We start from the raw sequence: 16866 nt of genomic DNA on the forward strand, positions 1-16866 counted from the left end.
CACGAGTAGGTGAGCCATGCCCGACCTCATCACCCCTGACCTGGTGGCGCTCGACGCCGACCTGGGTTCCGACAAGAGCACGGTCGTCCGCCGGCTCGCCGGGCTCGTCGCCGGCGACGGTCGCGCCACCAGTGCCGACGCGCTCGCCGAGGACGCCCTCGCCCGCGAGGCGCAGGCCGCCACCGGTCTGCCCGGCGGCATCGCGATCCCGCACTGCCGCTCGGCCGCGGTGACCGAGGCCTCGCTGGCCTTCGCCCGGCTCAGCCCCCGGGTCGACTTCGGTGCCCCCGACGGCCCGGCCGACCTGGCCTTCCTCATCGCCGCGCCGGCCCACGGGGACGCCGACCACCTCACCCTGCTCACCGCGCTGGCCCGCGCGCTGGTGCGGCCGGAGTTCGTGACCTCGCTGCGCGCCGCCGGCTCCGAGGCCGAGGTCGTCCGGCTGGTGCAGGAGGTCGTCGCCCCCGAGCCGGCCGCCGCCCCCGCCGCGGCGTCCGCCACCACCGGGGCGACGGCCACCTCCGCCGGTGCCACCCCGCCGTCCACCACGCCGGCCGGCACCCCGTCGGGCGGCGCGCGCCGCAGCCTGGTCGTGGTCAGCGCCTGCCCGACCGGCATCGCGCACACCTACATGGCCGCGGACAAGCTCACCGCCGCCGGGCAGGCGGCCGGGGTCGACGTGCACGTGGAGACCCAGGGCTCCTCGGGCTCGACCCCGCTGGACCCGGCCGTCATCCGGAACGCCGACGCGGTCATCTTCGCCGTGGACGTCGGCGTCCGGGACCGCGACCGGTTCGCCGGCAAGCCGCTGGTCCAGTCGGGCACGAAGCGGGCGATCAACGAGCCGGACGTCATGGTCCGCGAGGCCCTGGCCGCCGCGGACGACCCGAACGCCCGCCGGGTGCCGGGTGGCGCCGGTGGCGCGACCGAGCCGGCCGCGGCCGCGGCCGGCTCGCCGGGGATCGGCACCGAGATCCGCCGCTGGCTGCTCACCGGCGTCAGCTACATGATCCCGTTCGTCGCCGCGGGCGGTCTGCTCATCGCCCTGGGCTTCCTGTTCGGCGGCTACCAGATCGTCAACCCCGACCCGACGTCGGCCGATGGCAACAGCTACGCGCTGAACTGGGCGCTGAACAACACCTTCTTCAACCTGCCCACCGCCCCGCCCACCGAGGGGCTGAACGACGGGTTCCTGGGCTACCTCGGCGCGGTCTGCACCGTGCTGGGCCAGGCGGCCTTCGGGTTCCTCGTCCCGGCACTGGCCGGCTACATCGCCTACGCGATCGCCGACCGCCCCGGCATCGTCCCCGGCTTCGTCGTCGGTGCCGTGTCCGTCACCGTGGGCGCCGGCTTCATCGGTGGTCTGATCGGCGGCATCATCGCCGGGTTCGCCGCACTGTGGATCAGCCGCTGGAAGCTGCCGGTCGGCGTCCGCGGCCTGCAGCCGGTCGTGATCATCCCGCTGCTGGCCACGCTCATCTCCAGCGGACTCATGGTCGTCGTCCTCGGCCGCCCGCTCGCCGCCCTGCTCACCGGGCTGGGCAACTGGCTCAACGGCCTGACCGGCACCTCGGCGATCCTGCTCGGGATCATCCTCGGCCTGATGATGTGCTTCGACCTGGGCGGCCCGGTGAACAAGGCGGCCTACGTCTTCGCCACCACCGGCCTGGCCGCCGGCGCCGGCGCTCCGCTGGTCATCATGGCCACGGTCATGGCCGCCGGCATGGTGCCGCCGCTGGCGATGGCGCTGAGCACCGCGATCCGGCCCAAGCTCTACACCCCGGCCGAGCGGGACAACGGCAAGGCGGCCTGGCTGCTGGGGGCCTCGTTCATCTCCGAGGGGGCGATCCCGTTCGCCGCGGCCGACCCGCTGCGGGTCATCCCCTCGATGATGCTCGGCGGCGCGACCACCGGCGCGATCGTCGCGGCCTCCGGCATCGAGCTGCGGGCCCCGCACGGCGGCTTCTTCGTGTTCTTCGCGATCAGCAACTTCCTGCTGTTCGTGCTCGCGATCGCCATCGGCATGGTGGTCGGCGCGATCGCGGTCACCATCGCCAAGAGCATCGGCCGGCCGAAGGCCGAGGCCGTCCCGGAGGACGCCGTCGACATGGCCCACGCCCACAACGCCGCCCCGGTCACCCAGCCGGCTCGCGCCTGACCCGCCAGGCTGTAGCCGACCGCCCGTCCCCGAAGCGAGGGAGAACGCACATGCCCAGTCAGACCGTGACCGTCGGTTCCCGGGTCGGGCTGCACGCCCGACCGGCGGCCCTCATCGCCGAGGCCGTCGGCAAGGCCGGGGTACCGGTCACGCTGGCCACGGCCGGGGGCAACCCGGTGGACGCCGGGTCGCCGCTGATGATCATGACGCTCGGCGCGAAGCAGGGGACGGAGGTCGTCGTGAGCAGCGACGACCCCGCGGTCCTCGACCAGATCGCGGGCCTGGTCGCCCAGGACCTCGACGCCGAGTAGCGGGAGGCCCCGTCCAGCGGGGCCCCACGGACGACGGCGCCCGTCCCCTGCAGAAGGGGGCGGGCGCCGTCCTGTGTCCGGGTCGCTGTGGGCGCCGGCGTGAGGTCAGTGCTGGTCGGGGCGCGGGACGTCGCCGCGCCAGGCGCCGGTCTCGGTGCCGCGGGCCTCGATGAACTCCTTGAACCGCTTGGCGTCGGCCTTGACCTGCCGGTCGTCGAAGCCGAGCGCCGCGCCGGCCTTCTCGACGATGCCGTGCGGCTCCCAGTCGATCTGGATCATCACGCGGGTCTTGCTGTCGTCGAGGCGGTGGAAGGTGACCACCCCGGCGTGCTTGGCGTCGCCACCGGTGCTGGTCCAGGCCACCCGCTCCTCGGGGTGCTGCTCGGTGATCTCCGCGTCGAACTCCCGCTTGACCCCGTCGATGTTGGTGATCCAGTGGGTGTGCGTGTCGTCGAGCTGGGTGATCCGCTCGACCCCGCCCATGAACTGCGGGAAGGACTCGAACTGCGTCCACTGGTCGTAGGCGACCCGGATCGGGACGTCGACGTCGATGGCTTCCTGCACGCTGGCCACGATTGGCTCCTCTGCTCGGGTTCGTCGGGTGTAGCCGCTCTACCCGACGTCCGCGCGCAGGACACCTCCGTTGCGGGGCCGGCCGTCCAGGCGACCGGCCGGCTCCGCGGTGGGCTCAGAAGGCCAGCGCCGTCCCGGGGTCGGACAGCAGCGCGCCGACGTCGGCGAGGAATCGGCTGCCCAGCTCCCCGTCGATGACCCGGTGGTCGAACGACAGCGCCAGCTGGGTCACCTGCCGCGGCCGGACCCTCCCCTTGTGCACCCACGGCATCGCGCGGATCGCGCCGAAGGCCAGGATCGCCGACTCGCCGGGGTTGAGGATCGGCGTCCCGGTGTCGACGCCGAACACCCCGACGTTGGTGATCGTGATCGTGCCGCCGATCATGTCCTCGGGTGCGGTCCGCCCGGCCCGCGCGGTCTCGGTCAGCTGCGTCAGCGCGCCGGCCAGCTCGGCCAGCGACAGCCGGCCGGCGTCCTTGACGTTGGGGACGACGAGCCCGCGGGGGGTCGCCGCCGCGATGCCGAGGTTGACCTGCCCGTGGACGACGATCTCCTGCGCCGCCTCGTCCCAGGAGCTGTTGACCATCGGGTGCCGGCCGGCCGCGAGCAGCAGCGCCTTGGCGACGAACAGCAGCGGGCTGACCTTGACCCCGGCGAACTCCGGCCGCGCGGCCAGCCGGCCGCGCAGCTTCACCATCCGGGTGACGTCGACGGTGAGGAACTCGGTGACGTGCGGCGCGGTGAACGCGCTGGCCACCATCGCCGCGGCGGTGTGCTTGCGCACCCCCTTGACCGGGATCCGCTGCTCCCCCGCCATTATCGCGACATTGGTCGCTCCAGGAGGCGCGGACGCCGGGCCCGCGGCCGCCTGCTGCACGTCGGCCCGGGTGATCACCCCGCCGTCCCCGCTGCCGGTCAGCCCGGCCAGGTCGACGCCGAGGTCCTTGGCCAGCTTGCGCACCGGGGGCTTGGCCAGCGGCCGGGGCCGCCGGCGTCCCACCTCGGCCGCGCGGGACGGCGCGGCGTCGGCGGACGCCGCGTGCGCCTCGGCCTGCCGGCCCACCTCCAGGCCGCCGTGCCGGACCGGCTTGGCGGTCATGTCCGGGGCGGTGGCCAGCAGCGGCGGGTGATCGGGGACGTCGGCCGCCCGGGAGTGGTCGGCGCCCGGGAGCGGCGCGGGGGCCGTGGCGACGGCGCGGCGCGGGCGGCGGCGGGCCTCGGTGTTCCGCGGGCCGTAGCCGACGAGCACCGCCGTCCGCCCGCCGGGAGCCGCCCCGCCGATCAGCCCGGCGGCGACCTCCTCGCCGTCGCCGGCGGCGCTCCCCGCAGGCCCGGGCGCACCCTCCCCGCCGGTGTCGATGGTGATGATCGGCGCGCCCACGTCGACGGTGTCCCCCGCCTCGTGCAGCAGCGCGGTGACCGTGCCGGCGTACGGCGAGGGCAGCTCGACGGCGGCCTTCGCCGTCTCCACCTCGCAGAGCGGCTGGTTGACCGTGACCGTGTCGCCGACGGCGACCAGCCACTGCAGGATCTCGCCCTCGGTGAGGCCCTCGCCGACGTCGGGCAGCTTGAACTGGCGCAGCATCGGTCAGAACTCCATCGCGCGGTCGACGGCATCGAGCACCCGGTCGAGGTCGGGGAGGTACTCCTCCTCGAGCTTCGACGGCGGGTAGGGCGTGTCGTAGCCGCCCACCCGCAGCACCGGCGCCTCCAGGGAGTGGAAGCACTGCTCGGTGACCCGGGCGGCGATCTCCGCGCCCAGGCCCAGGGTCACCGGTGCCTCGTGGACGACGACGCAGCGCCCGGTGCGCCGCACCGACTCGACCACCGGGTCCAGGTCCAGCGGGCTCAGGGTGCGCAGGTCGACCACCTCGAGGGAGCGGCCCTCCTCCGCCACGGCCTCGGCCGCCTGCAGCGCCGTCTTCACCATCGGGCCGTAGGCGAGCACGGTGACGTCGTCCCCGCCGCGGACCACCCGCGAGGCGAACAGCGGGTCGGGGGTGCCGTCGGGGTCGAGCTCGGCCTTGTCCCAGTACCGGCGCTTGGGCTCGAGGAAGACGATCGGGTCCGGGTGCGCGATGGCCTGCTGGATGCCCCAGTAGGCGTCGACCGGGTTGCTGACCGCCACCACCTTCAGGCCCGGCGTGTGCGCGAAGTAGGCCTCGGGGCTCTCGCTGTGGTGCTCGACCGCGCCGATGCCGCCGCCGAAGGGGATGCGGATGACGATCGGCATCGGCAGCCGCCCCCGCGAGCGGGCGTGGATCTTCGCCACCTGGGTGACGATCTGGTTGTAGGCGGGGAAGACGAACCCGTCGAACTGGATCTCGCAGACCGGCCGGTACCCGCGCATGGCCAGCCCGACGGCGGTGCCGAGGATGCCGGCCTCGGCCAGCGGGGTGTCGACGACGCGGTCCTCGCCGAAGTCCTTCTGCAGACCGTCGGTGATCCGGAAGACCCCGCCGAGGCGGCCGATGTCCTCCCCCATGAGCACGACCTTGGCGTCGTCCTCCATCGCCCTGCGCAGGCCGAGGTTGAGCGCCTTGCCGATGGTGAGGGTCTGGGTGCTCACTCGTGGCCTCCCTCGAAGCTCGCCTGGTAGGCCTCGAACTCCGCCTGCTGCGCGGCCAGGGGCGGCGTCTGCTCGGCGTAGACCCGGTCGAACATCGCCGTCCCCGGCGGGTCGGGCATCTCCGTCGTCCCCCGGCGGATCCGCCCGGCCAGCTCGTCGGCCTCGGCCTCGACGGCGGCGAAGAAGTCGGCGTCGGCGGCGCCGGAGCGCGACAGGTACGCCTTGACCCGGGCGATCGGGTCGCGCAGCTTCCACTCCTCCAGCTCGCTGGCCAGGCGGTAGCGGGTGGGGTCGTCGGAGGTGGTGTGCGCGCCCATCCGGTAGGTGAACGCCTCGATGAAGGTGGGGCCCTGGCCCTCGCGGGCGGCGGCGAGGGCCGCCCGCGTGACCGCCAGGACGGCGAGGACGTCGTTGCCGTCGACCCGGACGCCGGGGAAGCCGAAGCCGGCCGCGCGCTGGTACAGCGGCACCCGGGACTGCCGCTCCAGCGGCACGCTGATCGCGTACTGGTTGTTCTGGCAGAAGAAGACGACCGGCGCGGAGAAGCTGGCCGCCCAGATCATCGCCTCGTTGACCTCGCCCTGGCTGGTCGCGCCGTCGCCGAGGAAGGCCAGCACGGCCTGCTCGGCCCCGTCGCGCTGCAGGCCCATGGCGTAGCCGGTGCCGTGCAGGCACTGGGCGCCGATGACGACGGTGTAGAGGTTGAAGCCGGTGGCGACCGGGTCCCAGCCGCCGTTGTCGACGCCGCGGAAGAGGCTGATGACGTGCAGCGGGTCCACCCCGCGGGTCCACGCCACGCCGTGCTCGCGGTAGGTGGGGAAGGCCATGTCGTCGGGCTGCATCGCGCGGCCCGCGCCGATCTGGGCGGCCTCCTGGCCCAGCAGCGACGCCCAGATGCCCAGCTCGCCCTGGCGCTGCAGGGCGGTGGCCTCGACGTCCCACCGGCGGACCAGCACCAGGTCGCGGTAGAGGTCGCGCAGCTGTGCGTCGTCCAGGTCGACGGCGTACTGCGGGTGCTCGACCCGCTCGCCCTCCGGCGTCAGCAGCTGCACCAGGTCGGGCTGCCGAGGCAGGTGCGGCGCCCCCGCCCCCGGTACCGGGTCGACCACCTCGGTCGCACTCGACAGGCTCACGTGCTCCTCCTCGCCGTCGTCCGCCCGCAGCCGGGGTCACCGGCGGCGCGGGCGGGATGGACGTCCCGTGGCACCCGGGTGTGGCACCACTCACATCCATCGTGACACGACCCGGGCGTCCCTGACGAGACACCTCACCCACCGATCTGCGCAAGATCCCGACGACGGACTGCGCACGATGACCGGTCGGCGCCCCTCAGCGCCTGTCAGACTGGGCGACGTGCCCCCTCTCGACGCCACCGACGCCCGCCTGCTGCGGGCCCTGGGCGAGGACCCGCGGGCGACGGTGATGGCGCTGTCGCAGCGGCTGGGGCTGGCCCGCAACACCGTGCAGGCGCGGCTGGCGCGGCTGGAGTCCAGCGGCGCGCTGGCGCCCTTCGACCACCGCGTCCGGCCCGAGGCCCTCGGCTACCGGCTCGGCGCCTACGTCACCGTGCAGGTGGTGCAGCGCGGCCTGGCCGACGTCGGCGAGGCGCTGGCGGACATCCCCGAGGTGCTGGAGGTGACCGCGCTGTCGGGCGTCGCCGACCTGCTGGTCCGGGTGGTCGCGGTCGACGCCGACGACCTGTGGCGGATCACCGAGCGGGTGCTGGCCATCCCGGGGGTGCAGCGCACCGACACCGCGCTGGCGCTGCGCCGGCTGGTCGACCACCGGATGGGGCCGCTGCTGGACCGGGCGGCCGGGACCGACCAGGCCTAGCCGGCGACGCGGCGCACCCGCACCGGGCCGCGCGCCGTGGCGACGTCGACCACCTCGCCGCGCTGGGTGACCTCCACCTGACCGGCCGCGGCCAGCCGGCCGGCCGCCTCCCGCGCCGCGGGCATCAGCTCCCGCCAACCCTCGGGGTCGACGGCGCGGGCGGCCTCCGACGGGCAGATCGTCGCGCCGGCCCGCCGGTCGTCGAGCAGCGCGTCGATCGCCCGCTCCAGCCGCACGCCGACGTCCTCCACGCCGCCCAGCGTGCGGTCCCGCGGACCGCCGCACCACCCGGCCCCTGCCAGCGCGCCGGCGGCACTCGCGTCGCGGTGTCGGCGGCTGCCCGCCGCGCCGCCACCGGCCGGGGGATGCTGGAGCCGTGCGCCGCTGGACACCCGCACTGCTCGCCACCCTGCTGCTCGTGCTCGCGGGCTGGGTGCTGGCCCCGCCCGCCTCGGCGTGCAGCTGCACCGGGGGGACGCCGACCGAGCTGGCCCTCCGCGCCGACGCGGTGTTCTCCGGCCGGCTGGAGTCGCGGGAGGTCGTCGGGGACACGGCCCTGCACGTCTTCCGCGTCGGCACCGTCCACGCCGGCGAGGTCGCCGCCCGGCAGGGCGTGGTCTCCCCCGCCTCCGGCGCCTCGTGCGGCCTCGAGCTCACCGGCGAGGGACCGTTCCTCGTCTTCGCCACCCGCGAGGACGGCCGGCTCGCCGCCGGGCTGTGCGGCGGCACCGCGCCGTGGACCGCCGAGGCCGCGGCAGAGGTGCAGGTGCTGACCGGGGCCACCACGCCCGCGCCCGGGTCGGCCGGCACCGAGCTGCCGGGCGGGCCGTCGCCCGCGGTCCTGGAGGCCGGCGCCGCCGTCCTCATCGCGGTGGCCGTGGTGGGCGGGCTGGCGCTGCGGCGACGGGCCGCCGGGTAGACCGGGGAACCGCTCGGCTGGTCGCCGAGTTCCCCTGCCGTCCGGTGCCGCGCTGAGCTGGGTGTACGGCGCCGCACGGCGGGGGTAGACCCGGGCCCATGGTGAAGCGCACCCCGCTGGGGACCATCGGCAAGGGACGACGCGGCATCAGCGTGGCGGGCTGGGCGCTGCGCGGGGCTGCCGCCGGTGCCGCGGGCAGCACCGCGCTCAACGCCGTCACCTACCTCGACATGGTCGTGCGCGGCCGCGGCACCAGCTCCACCCCCGAGCAGACGGTGGAGAAGCTCGCGGATCTGGCGCACGTTCAGATCCCGGGGGACGACGAGACGCGGTGGAACCGGGTGCAGGGCCTGGGCCCGATCACCGGGCTGGTCGCCGGCGTGGGCGTCGGAGTCGTGGTCGGGCTGGTGCGGGCCGCCGGCTACCGGTCGCAGCCGCTGGTCGGCACGCTCCTGACGACGCTGGGGGTGCTGGTCGCGGCCAACGGGCCGATGACCGTCCTCGGCATCACCGACCCGCGCACCTGGTCGGCGACCGACTGGGCCAGCGACGTCGTCCCGCACCTGGCCTACGCCGCGGTGGTGAAGACGACGATGGACGCCTTCGACCGCCTCTGAGCGCACCGAGTGCGACGAACTCGTGGTGATCGACGTCTGATGGCCACGAGTTCGCAGGTCTCGTGGCCGTCAGCGGACGCCCGCGTCAGGCGCGCCAGCCGGCCTCGTCGACGCCGCCGGGCACCGGGGCGTCGGGGTCGTAGGGCGTGCGGGTGAAGACGAAGGTGCCCACGTCCAGGTGGTCCTCGGCGATGCGCAGCGGCTCGCCGGCGTAGTAGCCGTCCAGGCCCACCCACGTGCCGTCGTCCCCTGGGGCGAACCGGCTGGCCCGCCCGGCGCGGCCCGGCAGCGGGCCCAGGTGCAGCAGCCCACCGGGCAGGGCCCGGAGCGCGTGCGGACCGGGGCCCCAGAACCAGATGCCCAGCGCCTCCAACGGCACCGGCGGGGCGGACGGCGTCCACGGCTCGACGACCCGCGGCTCGGCCGCGCGCAGGTCGGCCAGCAGGCCGGGGACCAGCGGGTCGAGCCCGGCGGTGGTGTTGGCCAGCGAGACCGCGCCGGTCCGCTCCTCCCGGTCGACGAAGACCCCGGCGAGGAAGCCGGGCATCGACCCGCCGTGGCCGACCAGCGTGCGCCCGTCGACCCGCAGCACCTGCAGGCCCAGGCCGTACGCCGCCCAGCCCGGCGCCGAGGAGTCCACGCCGGCGGGCACCGTCATCTCCTCCAGCGTCGCGGGGGCGAGCACGTCACCGGTGTCGCCGAGCAGGAAGGCGGCGAAGCGGCCGAGGTCGGCCAGCGTCGCCCACAGCTGCCCGGCGGCGGCCATCACGCCGGCGTCGTGCTCGGGCTCGGGCAGGACGACGTCGGCCCACGGGTGCACCGCGCGCCCCTCGGCGGCCGGGGCCACCGGCCGGGGGGTGGTCCGGGGCATGCCGAGCGGCTCGAGCACCTCGGTGCGGACGACGTCCTCCCAGGACCGGCCGCGCAGCCGTGCCACCAGCTCCCCGAGCAGGCCGAAGCCGAGGTTGGAGTAGTGGAAGCGGCGGGCCGCGCCGAGGACGACGTGCTCCGCGCCGAGCCGCAGGTCCCCGAGGGTCCCGCCCGGCGCCCGCTCCCACCAGCTGCCGGGGCTCTCCGCGGCGGCGCCGGCGACGTGGGCGAGCAGCTGGCCGACGGTGCGGTCGCCCAGCGGGGTGCCGGGCACGTGCCGGTCGAGCGGGTCGTCGAGGTGCACCCGGCCCTCGTCGCGCAGCCGCATCACGGCGACCGCGGTGACCGTCTTGCTGATCGAGCCCAGCCGGTACTGGACGTCGGTGTGCGGCTCGGGCACGTCGCCGCGACCGGCCGACCAGGCCAGCCCGCCGTCCCGGACGACCCCGGCGACCAGGCTCGGTGCCCGGCCCTCGCGCTGCACCCGGGCGGTGCGGGCGAGCAGCAGGCGGGCGGTGGACGGCAGGACGACGTCGGGCACGGCCAGACGCTAGCGAGCCGCGGCTCAGGAGGTGGGCGCCGCCTCGGGCACCGGCAGCCGGCCGGTGCGGGTGGCCCAGCGGTCGAACCAGAGGGTGGCCAGCGGCGGGACCGACGCGGCGAGGGCCAGCAGCGTCGTCCAGGCGTTCCAGCGCAGCACCCGGGCGGCCACCAGGGCGACCAGCACGTAGGCGACGAAGATCCCACCGTGGATCGGGCCGAAGATCTGCACCCCGCGCTCGGAGGTCGCCAGCACGTACTTCACGAACATCCCGAACAGCAGCCCCACCCAGGAGCACGCCTCGGCGAGGGCGACGGCACGGAAGGCGAGGGCGACGGCGCGGGGACTCACGGCCCCCATGGTCCCCGACGCCGCGGCACCCCGGTCGCGCCGGTCGCGGTGACCCGCGCCACCCGGCGTCCCAGCCTGGGGGTGCCTCGCGCGCGGAAGGCACCCCTGCGACGTGGCAGGGTCGGGGCCCGTGCGGAGTCTGGCGCGGCGGGAGTTCTGCCTGGTGCTGCTGCGCCGGATGGCCGACGTCCGTCCCGACCTGGTGGCCGAGGCGCTGCCCCGGCTGGGCGCCACCCGCGCCGAGGCGCACGCCGCACACACCCGCTGGCAGGCGCTGCAGCACTCGCCGCGGGCGCCGCGGGGGCTGGCGCTGCGGTCGGCGGTGCTCGGCCCGCCGGAGGAGACCGAGGACCGCCGGTTCGGCGACCTGGACCTCGAGGTGCGCCGCTGGCCGCTGCCGCTGTGGCCGCACCTGTGGTGGGAGGTGCTCACCGGCCCGGGCGGCGGCGTGCTGCAGGAGCACCTGGTCCGCGCGCCGGGCTCGCCAGTGCCGCAGGCGACCCCCGCCCGGCTGCTGGTGTGGGAGCACACCCTGGAGGACGTCGTCGGGCTGCCCGGGGCGCGCGGCGTCAACCCCGGCGTGGTCACCCGGTGGGAGGTGCACCTGCCCGGCGACGTCCGCGCCCGCTTCGTGTGGGGCCTGCTCCAGGCGGTCGACGCGCCGTGATCATCGGCGAGTGGCTGCCCGACACGCCGACGGCGGCCACCACCCGCCGATGATCACGGCAGGACAGGTGCGGTGGGTCCCCGGCCCCGCGCTCCCGGGGAGGAGAGCGCCGGCTCGGCGGCGACCGCGTGGGGTGTCACCCAGGCTGGTGACGGAACGCCCCGACGGATGTACTGACGGTAAGGGGCGTGACCCGGCCGTGACAATCACCCGCGTGTGATCTGGTCGGTGTTCGCCTCGACATGGCCGGTCCGTCGCGACGGGTGGTGCGGCTGTGGCGGGCGGGGTTCACGGGTACGGCTCCGGGGCACGCAGCGGTCATGGATCTGAAGCGACCCCTCGTCGTGCTGGCTGCGATCGGTGCCCTCACCGCCTGCGGCGCCAACACCGACCTGGAGCGGGGCGAGGGCGAGTGCAACGCCGCCGAGGTCGGCGGGAGCGAGCAGCAGCTGTGCGAGGACGCCGAGACGGACAACGAGCAGCAGACCGACGAGGAGGACGACGGCGTGAGCTGACGGGGGCACGGTGCGGCGGCGCACCGGTTACGGTCCGCCGGTGGGTGCGCGCAGGTACGACGCCGTGGTGGTGGGAGCCGGGCACAACGGTCTGGTGGCCGCGGCGTACCTCGCCCGCGCCGGGTGGTCGGTGCTGGTCCTCGAGCGGCTGCCGGAGGTCGGCGGCGCCGCGGTGAGCCGGCAGGTGTTCCCCGGCGTCGACGTCCGGCTCTCGGCCTACTCCTACCTGGTCAGCCTGCTGCCCGACCGGATCGTCGCCGACCTCGGCCTGCAGGTGACCCTCGCCGATCGCGCGGTCGCCTCGTACACCGCCGTCCCCGGCGGCCCGGGCCTGCTCGTCGAGCGCGACGAGGGCGCGGCCACCGCCCACTCCTTCCAGGCGCTCACCGGCTCCGACGCCGAGTTCGCCGCCTGGCAGCGCTTCTACGGCCGCGTCGCCGGCCTGGCCGAGGACCTCGCGCCCACCCTCACCGAGCCGCTGCTGAGCCCCGGCGAGCTGGCCGGGCGGCTGCGCGACCCGCAGCTGTGGCACGACCTGCGCGAGCGGCCGCTGGCCGACGTGGTCGCCGCCGAGCTGTCGCACGACGTCGTCCGCGGGGTCGCCCTCACCGACGGGCTGATCGGCACGTTCGCCGACGTGCACGCCGACGACGGGCTGGCCGGCCGCTGCTTCCTGTACCACGTGGTCGGCAACGGGACCGGGCGCTGGCGGGTCCCGGTGGGCGGGATGGGGGCGGTGACCGGCGCGATGGCCGCCGCGGCGCGCGGCGCGGGCGCCGAGCTGGTCACCCGGGCCGAGGTGACCGCGCTCGAGCCCCGGGACGACGGGGTCACCGTGCACTGGACCGACGACGACGGCACCGAGCGGGCGGTGGACGCCGGCTGGGTGGTCGGCGGTGCCGCGCCCGCGGTGCTCGACCGGCTCCTCGGTGCGGCACCGGAGCCCGGCGCGGACGGCGCACAGCTCAAGGTCAACATGGTGCTGGCGCGGCTCCCCCGGCTGCGCTCCGGCGTGGACCCGGCGGTGGCCTTCGCCGGCACCTGCCACGTCGACGAGGCCGCCTCCCAGGTCGACGCCGCGTACGCCCAGGCCGCGGCCGGGCGGCTGCCCGACGTCGTCCCGTTCGAGGTCTACTGCCACTCGCTGGCCGACCCGTCGGTGCTCGGGGCGGCCGAGCGCGCCGCGGGCTGGCACACGCTGACCCTCTTCGGCCTGCACACGCCGGCCGCGCTGTTCCGCGACGACCCCGAGGGCACGCGCGAGGAGGCGGTGCGCCGGGTGGTCGCCCAGCTCGACGCGCACCTCGCGGAGCCGCTGCTGGACTGCCTGGCCCGCGACGCCGACGGCCGTCCGTGCCTGCAGGCGGCCTCGCCGCTGGACGTCGAGGCGTCGCTGGCCATGCCCGGCGGCCACATCTTCCACGGCGACCTGTCCTGGCCGGTCGCCGCGACCCCGGAGCAGGCCGGCACCTGGGGCGTCGCGACGGCGCACCCGCGGGTGGTCGCCGCCTCCTCGGGCGGCACGGTGCGCGGCGGGGCGGTCAGCGGGCTGGGCGGCCACGCCGCGGCCCGTGCGCTGCTGGACCCGTGCTGAGACGGGCCTGGACGGCGCGCCGGCTGCGCGCCGAGACGCGGACGCTGCTGCGCGGGGCGGCCGAGCGGCTGCACGGGCGGGACGTCGCGCTGATCGCCGCCGGGCTGACCTTCTACGCCGGCATCGCGGTGGTGCCGCTGCTGCTCGTCGCCTTCTCGCTGACCGCGCTGCTCACCTCGGCCGAGCGGGTGCGCGGGCTCAGCGACCGGCTGGCCCAGCTGCTGCCGCCGGAGCTGGGCGCCCCGGGGGCGCTGCGGACGCTGGCCGAGGCGGGGACCGGGCTCGACCTGCTCGGCCTCCTGCTGGCGCTGATCCCGATGTCGTTCTACGGCGAGGGGCTGCGCCGGGCGCTGCTGCGGTTCACCCCCCGGCAGGACCGGCTGACCGGCTGGCGCGGCCGGCTGCTGGCGCTGCCGCTGGTGCTGGCCACGCCGCTGCTGGTGTACCCGCTGCTGCTGGCGGCCTCGGCGATGGTGGAGCTCACCGAGCAGGGCAGCCGGCTCGGCTCGCTCGCCGTCGGCTACTACTCGGTGCTGTTCGCGCTCACCGTGCCGCTGCTCTGGGGCTTCGGCGTGGTCGCGGCCGGGCACCTGCGCTGGCCCGCCCTGGTCTCCGGCGTGCTGTTCACCGCCGCCTGCCTGTCGGGCTTCCTGCAGGGCTTCGTGATCTTCCTGGCCCTGCCGCTGGCCCTGGGCGCGCCGTTCGGCGGGCTGACGGTGGTCGGTGCGGTCGTGGCGATCAGCCTCTGGCTGTTCCTGCTGCACCTGGTCGTGATCGGGGGCTGGCTGCTGACCCAGTCACTGGACGACCGGCTCCGGCAGGGCGCTCAGTCCTCGGTCCGCCCGTCCGGGCCCCACCCGTCCGGGGCCCGACCTTCCTGAACCTCCTCCGGCTGGGGTGGTCCCTGCTCCTCGGGGACGGGCTCCGGATCAGGCGCCGGGGCCTCGGCAGGCGGCTCCGGGGTCTCCGGCTCGGGCCGGGTCTCCGGCTCGGACCGGGGCTCCGGTTCCGGCGCCCGCGGCCGCTCCCGCTCGGGCTGCGGCGCGACGTAGTCCTCGCCGTTGCTGACCAGGATCGAGATCATCTGGCCCGGCACGGCGCGGCCGCCGCGCGGCGGGCTGGTGCCCAGCAGCGCGCCCTCGCGCCGGGCGCTGTCCACCCGCACGGTCTGCGAGGTGAAGCCGGCCTCGGCCAGCGCGTCCGCGCAGGCCCGCACCGACGTGCAGCCCGGGACCGGGCGGGTGTTGCCCACCTCCACGGTCTCGTCGGCCGGCGGGAACTCACCGCTGCCCCGGGCCTCCAGGACCGGCGCCATCGCGTCGTGCCACACGGTCGCGGCCTTGCCGCCACCGAAGCCGCCGACGTTCTCCTTGCGCTTGGGGTTGAGCACCATGACGCTCGCCGCGATCTCCCGGGTGTACCCCACGAAGGCGATCGAGTCGTTGTCCTGCGCCGTCCCGGTCTTGCCGGCGATCTGGTGGCCCGGCACGTACGCCCGGGTGCCGGTGGCGCCGGAGAAACCGGGCTCGACGTCCTTGCGCAGCATCTGGTTGAGCGTGTTGGCCACCCCTGGGGCGACGGCCTCGGCGGTGCAGCGGTCGCCGACGGCCAGCGGCTCGCCGTCCGCGTCGACCGCCGGCTCGCCGTGCCGGTCGAGCACCGCGGTCACCGGGACGACGTCGCACTGGGTGCCGCTGGCCGCCAGCGTCGAGTAGGCGCTGGCCAGGGCGAGCGGGCTGGTGGCCTCGGCGCCGAAGGTGAACGACCCGCGGTTCTCGTCGATGATCTGCTGCGGCAGGGCGGGGTCGCTGAACTGGAACAACCCCATCCGCTCGGCCATCCGCACCGGCTCCTCGACGCTGCCGAGGGCGTCCTCGAGGGCGAGGAAGTAGGTGTTGGAGGACTGGTAGAGCGCGGTGGTGAGGTCCAGCGTCGAGCGGTAGCTACCGGCGTTCTCCACGTCGTAGCGCCCGGCGCCGTCCCGGTAGACGCGCGACACGTAGGGGTCGGAGGTCGTCAGCGTGTAGGAGCTGGAGTAGCCCTTCGCCAGCGCGGCCGCGGCCGTGAAGACCTTGTAGGTCGAGCCCGAGCCCTTGCTGGCGGCGAGGTTGAGGTTGAACGACTCTTGGGTCGGGTCGTCCTGGTCGTAGCCGAAGACCCGGTTGACGCTCATCGCCAGCAGGTGGCCGGTGCCCGGCTCGACGGCGGTGAACATGCCGGCCAGCGAGTCGTCCACGGCCAGCGTCTCGAGCACCGCGGCGTCCCCGGCCCGCTGCAGGTCGGCGTCCAGGGTGGTCTGGACGATGAGACCGTCGTTGTCCAGCTGCTCCTGGGTGAGCCCGAGCTCCTGGATGAGGTGGCGCTGCACGAAGTCGCAGACGAACGGGCCGACGCTGGCCTCGGCGCAGCCGCGGCGCGGAGCGGGGGCGGGCGCGAGGCCCAGCGGGGTGGCCTGGGCCGCGGTGGCCTCGGCCGGGTCGACCAGCTCCTGCTCGGCCATCCGGGAGAGGACCTCGTTGCGCCGCTGGGTGGCCGCCTCGGGGTTGGTGAACGGGTCGTCGTCGGTCGGGCTCTGCGCGAGGCCGGCCAGCAGGGCGGCCTGCGGGAGGGTGAGGTCGGCGGCGTCGACGCCGAAGAAGGCCTGCGCGGCCGGCTGCACGCCGTAGGCGTTCTGCCCGAAGTAGACGACGTTGAGGTAGCGGGTGAGCAGCTCGTCCTTGGAGTAGGTGTCCTCCAGGGCCAGCGCCAGCCGGGCCTCGCGCACCTTGCGGCCCAGGGTCTGCTCGGTGGCCGCGCTGCGCTCCTCGGGGGTGTCGGCGGTCTGCAGCAGCGTCTGCTTGACCAGCTGCTGGGTGAGCGTCGACCCGCCCTCGGCCACCTCGCCGGCGGCGATGTTGCGCACCAGCGCCCGCGTCGTCCCCTCCACGTCGAGGCCGTGGTGGGCGTAGAAGCGGGAGTCCTCGATGGCGACCATCGCCTGCTTCATGACCTCGGCGATGCGGTCGCCGGTCACCGGCGCGCGGTTCTCCTCGTAGAAGGAGGTGATGACCTCACCGTTGGCCGCGAGCAGCACGGTGTTCCCGGGCGGGGTGTCGACGGTGAACTCGGTGGGGAGGTCGCCCAGGAGGCCGGTCGACTGCTGCGCGGCCACCGCGGGGCCGCCGACCCACGGGAGCAGGAGCCCCGCGACGAGGGCTCCGGCCACGACGACCGTGGCGGCGAGCTTGAGCAGCGTCCTGGCCCGTGCGTCCGTGCGCAGGTCCATGGGCCCCCTTCCGTGGAGTGCCACTCGAACAGGAATCGGCGTCGTCCACAACGATGCGCGCCGTGCCGCCGGCCATCCTGGCC

17 protein-coding genes are annotated in these 16866 nt (G+C 75.5%); 9 read left to right on the forward strand and 8 right to left on the reverse strand.

Annotated elements, in window-relative coordinates:
* Positions 1-16 precede the first annotated feature (16 nt).
* Both BLR12_RS10570 and BLR12_RS10575 read left to right on the forward strand, forming a co-directional pair.
* On the forward strand, positions 17-2158 hold the full coding sequence (locus BLR12_RS10570; protein WP_091377359.1) for a PTS fructose transporter subunit IIABC: 2142 nt from the start codon (positions 17-19) through the stop codon (positions 2156-2158).
* 50 nt (positions 2159-2208) lie between these two features.
* Positions 2209-2469: an HPr family phosphocarrier protein gene (locus tag BLR12_RS10575; RefSeq protein ID WP_091377362.1), complete on the forward strand. Its 261-nt coding sequence runs from the start codon at positions 2209-2211 to the stop codon at positions 2467-2469.
* A gap of 105 nt (positions 2470-2574) precedes the next feature.
* Here BLR12_RS10575 and BLR12_RS10580 read toward each other — a convergent pair whose 3' ends face one another.
* The 4 genes from BLR12_RS10580 to pdhA form a co-directional block, all read right to left on the reverse strand.
* Positions 2575-3042: an SRPBCC family protein gene (locus BLR12_RS10580; RefSeq protein WP_091377365.1), complete on the reverse strand. Its 468-nt coding sequence runs from the start codon at positions 3040-3042 to the stop codon at positions 2575-2577.
* 115 nt (positions 3043-3157) lie between these two features.
* Positions 3158-4627, reverse strand: coding sequence for a dihydrolipoamide acetyltransferase family protein (locus BLR12_RS10585; RefSeq protein WP_091377367.1), 1470 nt, complete (start codon positions 4625-4627; stop codon positions 3158-3160).
* 3 nt (positions 4628-4630) lie between these two features.
* Positions 4631-5611 carry an alpha-ketoacid dehydrogenase subunit beta gene (locus BLR12_RS10590; protein WP_091377369.1) on the reverse strand — a complete coding sequence of 327 codons (981 nt, stop codon included), beginning with the start codon at positions 5609-5611 and terminating at the stop codon, positions 4631-4633.
* Positions 5608-6744, reverse strand: coding sequence for a pyruvate dehydrogenase (acetyl-transferring) E1 component subunit alpha (gene pdhA, locus BLR12_RS10595; protein ID WP_091377372.1), 1137 nt, complete (start codon positions 6742-6744; stop codon positions 5608-5610). Before pdhA ends, BLR12_RS10590 begins: the two co-directional genes overlap by 4 nt.
* A gap of 220 nt (positions 6745-6964) precedes the next feature.
* Between pdhA and BLR12_RS10600 the strand changes: the two genes are divergently transcribed.
* A complete protein-coding gene (locus BLR12_RS10600; protein WP_218120620.1) occupies positions 6965-7444 on the forward strand; it encodes an Lrp/AsnC family transcriptional regulator in 480 nt (159 codons plus the stop codon).
* Here BLR12_RS10600 and BLR12_RS10605 read toward each other — a convergent pair.
* The gene (locus BLR12_RS10605) at positions 7441-7695 is read right to left on the reverse strand and encodes a DUF3253 domain-containing protein (protein WP_091377377.1); all 255 of its coding nucleotides are present in this window, start codon (positions 7693-7695) and stop codon (positions 7441-7443) included. The genes BLR12_RS10600 and BLR12_RS10605 overlap by 4 nt on opposite strands.
* Positions 7696-7820: 125 nt before the next feature.
* Between BLR12_RS10605 and BLR12_RS10610 the strand changes: the two genes are divergently transcribed.
* Positions 7821-8363 carry a hypothetical protein gene (locus BLR12_RS10610; protein WP_091377380.1) on the forward strand — a complete coding sequence of 181 codons (543 nt, stop codon included), beginning with the start codon at positions 7821-7823 and terminating at the stop codon, positions 8361-8363.
* A gap of 98 nt (positions 8364-8461) precedes the next feature.
* Positions 8462-8980 carry a hypothetical protein gene (locus tag BLR12_RS10615; protein WP_091377383.1) on the forward strand — a complete coding sequence of 173 codons (519 nt, stop codon included), beginning with the start codon at positions 8462-8464 and terminating at the stop codon, positions 8978-8980.
* 85 nt (positions 8981-9065) lie between these two features.
* Here the strand turns inward: BLR12_RS10615 and BLR12_RS10620 are convergent, their stop codons facing one another.
* Both BLR12_RS10620 and BLR12_RS10625 read right to left on the reverse strand, forming a co-directional pair.
* Positions 9066-10391 carry a serine hydrolase domain-containing protein gene (locus BLR12_RS10620; RefSeq protein WP_091377385.1) on the reverse strand — a complete coding sequence of 442 codons (1326 nt, stop codon included), beginning with the start codon at positions 10389-10391 and terminating at the stop codon, positions 9066-9068.
* Between the two features lie 24 nt (positions 10392-10415).
* Positions 10416-10751: a DUF3817 domain-containing protein gene (locus BLR12_RS10625; protein WP_091377388.1), complete on the reverse strand. Its 336-nt coding sequence runs from the start codon at positions 10749-10751 to the stop codon at positions 10416-10418.
* 121 nt (positions 10752-10872) lie between these two features.
* Between BLR12_RS10625 and BLR12_RS10630 the strand changes: the two genes are divergently transcribed.
* The 4 genes from BLR12_RS10630 to BLR12_RS10645 all read left to right on the forward strand — a co-directional run bounded on the left by BLR12_RS10630 (position 10873) and on the right by BLR12_RS10645 (position 14399).
* Positions 10873-11409, forward strand: coding sequence for a hypothetical protein (locus tag BLR12_RS10630; protein WP_218120621.1), 537 nt, complete (start codon positions 10873-10875; stop codon positions 11407-11409).
* Positions 11410-11729: 320 nt separating this feature from the next.
* Entirely contained in the window at positions 11730-11924 is a 195-nt protein-coding gene (locus BLR12_RS10635; RefSeq protein ID WP_091377393.1) for a hypothetical protein, read from the forward strand.
* A 40-nt stretch (positions 11925-11964) separates the two neighbouring features.
* On the forward strand, positions 11965-13518 hold the full coding sequence (locus BLR12_RS10640) for a phytoene desaturase family protein (protein WP_091378446.1): 1554 nt from the start codon (positions 11965-11967) through the stop codon (positions 13516-13518).
* The gene (locus BLR12_RS10645) at positions 13512-14399 is read left to right on the forward strand and encodes a YhjD/YihY/BrkB family envelope integrity protein (protein ID WP_255363418.1); all 888 of its coding nucleotides are present in this window, start codon (positions 13512-13514) and stop codon (positions 14397-14399) included. Before BLR12_RS10640 ends, BLR12_RS10645 begins: the two co-directional genes overlap by 7 nt.
* On the opposite strand, the gene BLR12_RS10650 is transcribed toward BLR12_RS10645, so the two are convergent.
* Positions 14345-16783 carry a transglycosylase domain-containing protein gene (locus BLR12_RS10650; protein ID WP_091377396.1) on the reverse strand — a complete coding sequence of 813 codons (2439 nt, stop codon included), beginning with the start codon at positions 16781-16783 and terminating at the stop codon, positions 14345-14347. The two genes, BLR12_RS10645 and BLR12_RS10650, sit on opposite strands and share 55 nt — an antisense overlap.
* Positions 16784-16866: the final 83 nt, after the last annotated feature.

Source organism: Geodermatophilus sp. DSM 45219 (genome assembly GCF_900104025.1).
Lineage (GTDB): Bacteria > Actinomycetota > Actinomycetes > Mycobacteriales > Geodermatophilaceae > Geodermatophilus.

Bases quoted from the DNA above. Each gene is read 5' to 3' on its own strand.
- BLR12_RS10570 (WP_091377359.1), top strand. From the start codon at position 17: ATGCCCGACCTCATCACCCCTGACCTGGTGGCGCTCGACGCCGACCTG.
- BLR12_RS10575 (WP_091377362.1), top strand. From the start codon at position 2,209: ATGCCCAGTCAGACCGTGACCGTCGGTTCCCGGGTCGGGCTGCACGCC.
- BLR12_RS10585 (WP_091377367.1), bottom strand. From the start codon at position 4,627: ATGCTGCGCCAGTTCAAGCTGCCCGACGTCGGCGAGGGCCTCACCGAG.
- BLR12_RS10615 (WP_091377383.1), top strand. From the start codon at position 8,462: ATGGTGAAGCGCACCCCGCTGGGGACCATCGGCAAGGGACGACGCGGC.
- BLR12_RS10625 (WP_091377388.1), bottom strand. From the start codon at position 10,751: ATGGGGGCCGTGAGTCCCCGCGCCGTCGCCCTCGCCTTCCGTGCCGTC.
- BLR12_RS10635 (WP_091377393.1), top strand. From the start codon at position 11,730: ATGGATCTGAAGCGACCCCTCGTCGTGCTGGCTGCGATCGGTGCCCTC.
- BLR12_RS10650 (WP_091377396.1), bottom strand. From the start codon at position 16,783: ATGGACCTGCGCACGGACGCACGGGCCAGGACGCTGCTCAAGCTCGCC.